This window comes from Kitasatospora sp. NPDC007106, from assembly GCF_040634455.1.
GTDB lineage: Bacteria > Actinomycetota > Actinomycetes > Streptomycetales > Streptomycetaceae > Kitasatospora > Kitasatospora arboriphila.
On the sequence record NZ_JBEYFP010000370.1, the window covers coordinates 1 to 5,888 of the forward strand.

At 70.3% G+C, this 5,888-nt stretch carries 6 protein-coding genes and 2 pseudogenes; 4 read left to right on the plus strand and 4 right to left on the minus strand.

Annotated elements, in window-relative coordinates:
* A pseudogene (locus ABZ641_RS23610) lies at positions 1–175 on the minus strand (ABC transporter); the annotation flags it as partial.
* Between the two features lie 63 nt (positions 176–238).
* Positions 239–1,102, minus strand: coding sequence for a DUF4097 family beta strand repeat-containing protein (locus ABZ641_RS23615; RefSeq protein WP_359984632.1), 864 nt, complete (start codon positions 1,100–1,102; stop codon positions 239–241).
* 436 nt (positions 1,103–1,538) lie between these two features.
* Between ABZ641_RS23615 and ABZ641_RS23620 the strand changes: the two genes are divergently transcribed.
* Entirely contained in the window at positions 1,539–1,859 is a 321-nt protein-coding gene (locus ABZ641_RS23620) for a hypothetical protein (protein WP_359984635.1), read from the plus strand.
* A gap of 21 nt (positions 1,860–1,880) precedes the next feature.
* On the opposite strand, the pseudogene ABZ641_RS23625 reads toward ABZ641_RS23620, so the two are convergent.
* Both ABZ641_RS23625 and ABZ641_RS23630 read right to left on the minus strand, forming a co-directional pair.
* Positions 1,881–2,240: pseudogene (locus tag ABZ641_RS23625) on the minus strand (IS701 family transposase); the annotation flags it as partial.
* Positions 2,241–2,452: 212 nt separating this feature from the next.
* Positions 2,453–2,890 carry a hypothetical protein gene (locus tag ABZ641_RS23630; RefSeq protein ID WP_359984638.1) on the minus strand — a complete coding sequence of 146 codons (438 nt, stop codon included), beginning with the start codon at positions 2,888–2,890 and terminating at the stop codon, positions 2,453–2,455.
* A 186-nt stretch (positions 2,891–3,076) separates the two neighbouring features.
* Between ABZ641_RS23630 and ABZ641_RS23635 the strand changes: the two genes are divergently transcribed.
* The 3 genes from ABZ641_RS23635 to ABZ641_RS23645 all read left to right on the plus strand — a co-directional run bounded on the left by ABZ641_RS23635 (position 3,077) and on the right by ABZ641_RS23645 (position 5,565).
* Complete coding sequence (locus ABZ641_RS23635; protein ID WP_344628464.1) at positions 3,077–4,324, plus strand: histidine kinase; 1,248 nt, start codon at positions 3,077–3,079, stop codon at positions 4,322–4,324.
* Positions 4,312–4,962, plus strand: a complete 651-nt coding sequence (locus ABZ641_RS23640; protein WP_143600460.1) for a response regulator transcription factor — start codon at positions 4,312–4,314, stop codon at positions 4,960–4,962. Before ABZ641_RS23635 ends, ABZ641_RS23640 begins: the two co-directional genes overlap by 13 nt.
* A gap of 132 nt (positions 4,963–5,094) precedes the next feature.
* Entirely contained in the window at positions 5,095–5,565 is a 471-nt protein-coding gene (locus ABZ641_RS23645; protein WP_359984642.1) for a potassium-transporting ATPase subunit C, read from the plus strand.
* Positions 5,566–5,888 lie beyond the last annotated feature (323 nt).

Here is a 5,888-nt window from a genome sequence, read left to right on the forward strand (position 1 = left end):
TGCCGGCGCCGTTCGGGCCGAGCAGGGCGAAGACGGTGCCGGTGGGGATGTGCAGGTCGATGCCGTCGAGGACGGTCTTGTCGCCGTAGGACTTGTGCAGACCGGCGGCGGTGATCGCGGCAGGCGGCTGCTGGTCGAGGTCCGTCCTGGATGCGGGCATGGCGGACGAAGGCATGGGGCCCTCCGGTTGAAGGCTGGCGTGGCTGGAGCGGGACGGTGGTGCCGGTGCTGCCGCGGGTCAGGCCCGGGCACGCAGGATGTCGACGGTGCCGTGCGTGGTGCGGGCGCTGACCTTGACGGTGTCCTCGGCCTCCGAATCGGCCGTGGCTGCGGCCGGGGCTCCGGCGGCGGCGAGCGCGTTACGGACCTGCCCGGAGCCGGAGGCGGCGTCGATCCAGGCGGCGGTGCCCTTGCGGACGCCGACCTCGATCGAGCCGAAGGCGGTCTCCAACCGCACCGTCCCGCGGACGACTTCACCCAACCGCAGGGTGCCGTGGGCGGTGCTGGCGGTGACGGACGCCTCGGCGTGGGCGATGTCGATGTCGCCGTTGGTGCCGCGCACCCGGAGGTCGCCGAGGGCGGTGCCGACGGTGGTGGTGCCGTGCGCGTTCTTCAGGGCGGCGGGGCCGTCCACGGTGCCGACGCGCACGCTGCCGGAGCTGGTGCTGATCTCGGCGGCGCCCTCGATCCGGTCGACGGTGATCGAGCCGTGCGAGGCCTCCAGGTGCAGCGCGCCGGTCGTGTCGAAGCGGAGGTCGCCCGAGGAGGTCTTCACCCGGACCTCGCCGAGCCGGCCCTCGCCGAGCACCTGGGTCCAGGAGCCGGCCACGGCGACGTGCGAGCCCGTCGGCAGTCCGACCGTCACGTCGACGGTTCCGGAGCGGCGGAGCGAGAAGGGCTGCTTGGGCGTCGTGACGGTCAGGACGCCGTCCGTGCAGGTGATCCGGGTCCGCTCGGCGGCCCGCACGTCCTGGTCCTTCTGCGGGTCGCGGGGCAGCACCTCGACGACGGTGTCGGTGCGGTCGCCGGCGGTGAGCCGGACGGAACCGGCCTCCACGCTGGCGGTCACGGAGATCGGTTCGGGGGTGGTGAAGGAAGGCATGGCTGTCCCGTCCTCTCGGCTCTGCAGGACGTCCCCGCTGGTGGGACGCGGTGTGTGGATGGGGTGGGGTGCGGGGTGCCGCGGTCGGCACACCCGGCCGGTCGAGCTGTGCCCGGTCGGTCGTCGGCGCGACCGGGTGGTCCAGGTTCGTGACGCCATGATGGCACCATGATGGTGCCATGCGCAAGCCTGTATGGCGCCATTCGTGGCGCCTCGCGGCAGGGTCGGTCCTGACCTGCGGAAACGCGCGCGGATGGACAGGCGTGCTGTGGCGCCTCCCGTACCGTGCCTGATGCCGTCGGTCTGCGATGGCGTCGCGTGGTGCCATGTGGCGCCACTCCGGAGCCGCAGGTGCCACGCGGAGCTCCGCGGCATTCGATGATGGACGTGCCGCGCCGATGCTCCCTAAGCTGGTGATCACCTGGGAGGGGGCGTAGTGAACGGCAATCCGCTGTACCACTGGACAACGCTGGCAGTCTCCACCGCGCTCCTGCTGCCGATTCCGGTGGCGGTACTCGCCGGCTGGACACCGCCGTGGATGCGGGAGCGACGGGCCGGGATGAGGCTTCGCGCCTACGGCGTCCTCTGCTTCTACGCCCTCGCCCCCCTCAACGGCCTCCCGCGGATCGCCGACGCGTCCGCCGGTACGGTCATGGCCTGCACCGCCGCCGGCCTCGGCCTCATCGCGGCCGCAGCGGTGCTGTTCCTCCTCGCGGAGCGCAAGGACGCGAACGCCCGGTCGGCGGGGCACGTCTAATACTCCAGCTGCAGATCTTGATCACGGCTGTTGGAGGGCCTGACGTTGGTAGTGGCTGCTCCGTGCACGGGCCTGGTGTCGTCGGCGCCAGCATGACCAACTGAGCCAGTGCGCCAGGCCGCGTGGTTGCGGTGCGGCGAAGGCGGTGAAGGGACGTTGGATCTCGCCGCAGGTCAGCGGGGCGAGCCCCGGCGGCGTGGTCACGGTGGTCCGTTCGATGGCGGCCGTGACCACGAGGAATGCGTGCGCGAGCATGGCCAGCGTGGTCCAGCGGTGCCAGGAGGTCCAGCGGCGGACCTGGTGCTCGTCCAGGTCGGTCAGGCCCTTCGCGGACTGGAAGGTCTCCTCCACCGTCCAGCGGCGCCCGGCCACCCTGACCAGGGCGCTCAAAGGAACGGGTCCAGCCGAGTAGCAACGCACGAAGGCCCGTGCCCTGCGACGCGGCTCGACCCGGGCGAACCGCCTCGCCACCCTCGCCATCAGGTCGTCGAACACCGGCTGCCACCGGGCAGGGTCTACGCTGTGGCCCACGGCCATCGGCCGATCTTCGTCTGTCCACACAACCGACGATGAGCAACGGTGGCCGTGCCTTTCTACGCCACCCAGCAGTACAGGTTCTCGTCTCCCTCGCGGACGGCACGGGCCAGGTCGGCCAAGCCGCTCAGGATCCACACGGCGATCTCGGGGTCGAAGACCTCGCCGTCTGCCGCCCGCTCGGCCACCCACAGCCGGCTGACTTCAGCGAGCCGGTGCTCGACGGCAGTGCACAGGGCATCTCGAAGGGTGCCGGAGACGGCGAGGACGAGCGGACCCTCGCCGTCGTCCGGGTCGACAACAGTCTCGGGAACATCGTCGTCGAGGACTTCCTCAAAGCTCCGACCGGTGAAGATGCCCTCCCACTCGATCAGAGCCGCCTCGACATCGAAGTTGCCGAAGGTCAGGGACTCGAAGGCCCCGTCGGGACCACCCTCCGCGACAGCAGCGGCAGCTTCGGCGTCCGGTGCCACGAAGAACTTGATGACGATGCTCACCGGGGCATAGTGCCTGTTCCACCGGGCCCGGTCCACCTGCCAGCGGCCGGCAGAAGCCGACCTACCGACCCGAGATGCTGTCCGCCCACAGGCCAAGATCAAGATCTACAGCTGGTACTAGGTTCACCATGAGATCGGGTACAGGCTTCATGGCACCGTCCTCCTGCGGTGCCCTAGCGTCGTGCCATGACGATTCCAGCTGGACTGAGACGCACGGTCCTCCGGGCGCAGCGGGACACCGGCTTTCTTGCCGTTGGTGTGCTGCCGCACCTGGCGCTGGTGCCCGTGTGGGCCTGGGCGGCGGCGACCACCGCCAGGACGGGGAACTGGCTCCTTACGGTTTCCACGTCGGCCGCCCTGGTCCTGCTCGGCACCCCGGTGCTGACGGCCGTTCAGCGGGCTCGCTACCGGGTGCTCATCGGTGTGGACGTCCCCCGGCTCACCCCCACCGCGCCGGAACAACGGACGTGGGCCTCGACCGCCCGGTGGCTCGCGGCGACGCGGCCTTGGCGCAAGATCGGCTACCACCTCCTGCTGGGCCCGCTGCTCGCGCTGCTGGAGCTGCTGGTGCTCGCGGTGGCAGCGGCGTGCCTGGCGGGCGTCATCGCCTACGCCTGGTCATGGGCGCTGCCAACCGGAATCCGCCAGGACTGGTTCGGCTACCTGACCCAGCTGCCGGCTTACACAGCGGCTGGACTCCTCCTCCTGTGCGCCCTGCCCTGGACCGCGCGGGCAGTAGCCCGGGCCGAGGCGCGGCTGGCGTTGGGCCTGCTCGGGCCCAGCCGGGCGCAGCGGCTCCAGGAGCGGGTCGATCAGCTGACCGTGAGCCGGACCGACTTGATCGAAGCCGTCGACGCGGAGCGCCGCCGGATCGAGCGCGACCTGCACGACGGCACCCAGCAGCGGTTGGTGTCTCTCGCGGTCAACCTGGGTCTGGCCATTGCCACCCGCCCGGACCTGCCGAGTGATGCCCGCGAGGTGATCGCGAGAGCGCACCTGGAGGCGAAGGAGGCGATCGCCGAACTCAATGACCTGGTGCGGGGGCTGCACCCGGCGGTGCTCGAAGACCGAGGTCTGGACGCGGCGTTGTCCGGGCTGGCTGCCCGCACGCCCCTGCCGGTGCGGCTGCGGGTCAATCTGGAGGAACGGGTGGCGCCCGACGTGGAGTCAGTCGCGTACTTCGTGATCTCTGAGGCGCTGACCAATGCAACGAAGCACGCCAACGCGATGCGTGCAGAGGTGATAGTCCGTCAGGTCGGTGAGGTGCTGCGAGTGCGCGTTACCGACGACGGGCTGGGCGGTGCCGACGCCGCCGCCGGCACGGGGCTGACCGGGCTGGCCAAGCGGGTCGGCTCCCTCGACGGGGCCTTCCACGTCAGCAGCCCCGTCGGCGGGCCCACCACCATCACCGCGGAGCTGCCGTGCGCGCGGTGATCGCCGAGGATTCGGTGTTGTTGCGGGTCGGCCTGATCAAGGTGCTGGAGATGGGTGGGTTCCAGGTCGCCGCGGAAGCCGGCGACGCGGAGGGGCTGTTGGCGGCAGTGGCGGAGCACCGGCCCGAACTCGCCTTGATCGACGTCCGGATGCCGCCCGGCTTCACCGACGAGGGGGTGCGGGCGGCGATGGAGATCCGTCGGCGCTGGCCGGGGACGCCGGTGGTGCTGCTTTCGCAGTACGTGGAGGAGCGGTACGCGGCTGACCTGCTGTCTGCGAACACCAGCGGTGTGGGCTACCTGCTCAAGCAGCGGGTTGCCGATGTCGCCGACTTCGTGGCGGCGGTCCGGCGAGTGGCGGACGGGGGCACGGCCCTGGACCCACAGGTCGTCGCCCAGTTGCTGCTGCGGCGCGACAGCGACCCGCTCGCGCGGCTGACCCCCCGCGAACGGGAGGTGCTCGGCCTGATGGCCGAGGGGCGCTCCAACGCCGGCATCGCGCAGGCGCTGGTGGTCAGCGAGAGCGCCGTGGCGAAGCACATCAACAACATCTTCGCCAAGCTCGACCTGCCCGTGGTCGACGCGGACCACCGCCGCGTCCTGGCCGTGCTGCGGTTCCTCGGAGCGTCCCGGGCCTGACCTTCCCATCCGTGATCACGATCTACGGCTGGAGTACCAATTCAGTCCACTGGTTCCAGGCCACCGGCACTCTTCTGGCATGCCCCTTGTGGAGAACGTGGCAGCCGGCCTTGCCCTTGCTGCACTGCTCTGGTGCTTCCGCCGCCTGGCCCGGTGATGGAGGCGCAGAATCAGCCGGACCGACCGACCGACCGAAGGAAACCTAACGAGCAGGCCCAGCCGGACCCGAAGTGGTTCCAGCCGCGCCCCTCCGCCGGCTCGTACGACCCGAAGGCCTCCGGCGCCTCCAATCTCGGCCCCAACAGCGAGGACCTGCTGAAGACGATCCAGGACCGCCGAGCCGCGATCGCCGCCTTCGACGGCGTCGACCCGGCGAGCGTCCCCGTGGACGCCGTCACCGCCTCCGGCTCCGGCCTCGACCCGCACATCTCCGTCGCCTACGCGAAGGAGCAGGTCTACCGGGTGGCCAAGGCGCGCAACGTGCCTGCCGACACGCTGAACCAGCTGATCGGCGAGTACGCCGAGGGCCGCTCGCTCGGCTTCCTCGGCCAGGCCGGCGTCAACGTCGTCCTGCTCAACACGGCGCTGAACGACCTCAAGTGACGGCAGCCCGGCAGCGCCACTGACCGGAGCCGGCCCGCCCCCGGAGTAGCGTTCACGCTCATTCATTGCAACGGACTGCATGTGTGACGTTGCGTTAGTTCTGTGGCTGTTGCAACGATTTATCGGCTTTGACCTGCTGCTATTGGGATTTGATGCAACGAGTAAGTTGCCAAGGCTTGGAATGCAACGTAGCGTTTCCAATGTCAGAAACCAGCGCAGCCAGTCAAGGAGAGCACGATGCACACCTTCAACACCCCCGCCCCGGTCACCGTCGTCCTCGACATCCCCGCGGGCCGCGTCCGGGTCGTCGCGGCCGACCGGGC

Coding starts and splice junctions, on each gene's coding strand:
- ABZ641_RS23615 (WP_359984632.1), bottom strand. CDS start 1,102: ATGCCTTCCTTCACCACCCCCGAACCGATCTCCGTGACCGCCAGCGTG.
- ABZ641_RS23635 (WP_344628464.1), top strand. CDS start 3,077: ATGACGATTCCAGCTGGACTGAGACGCACGGTCCTCCGGGCGCAGCGG.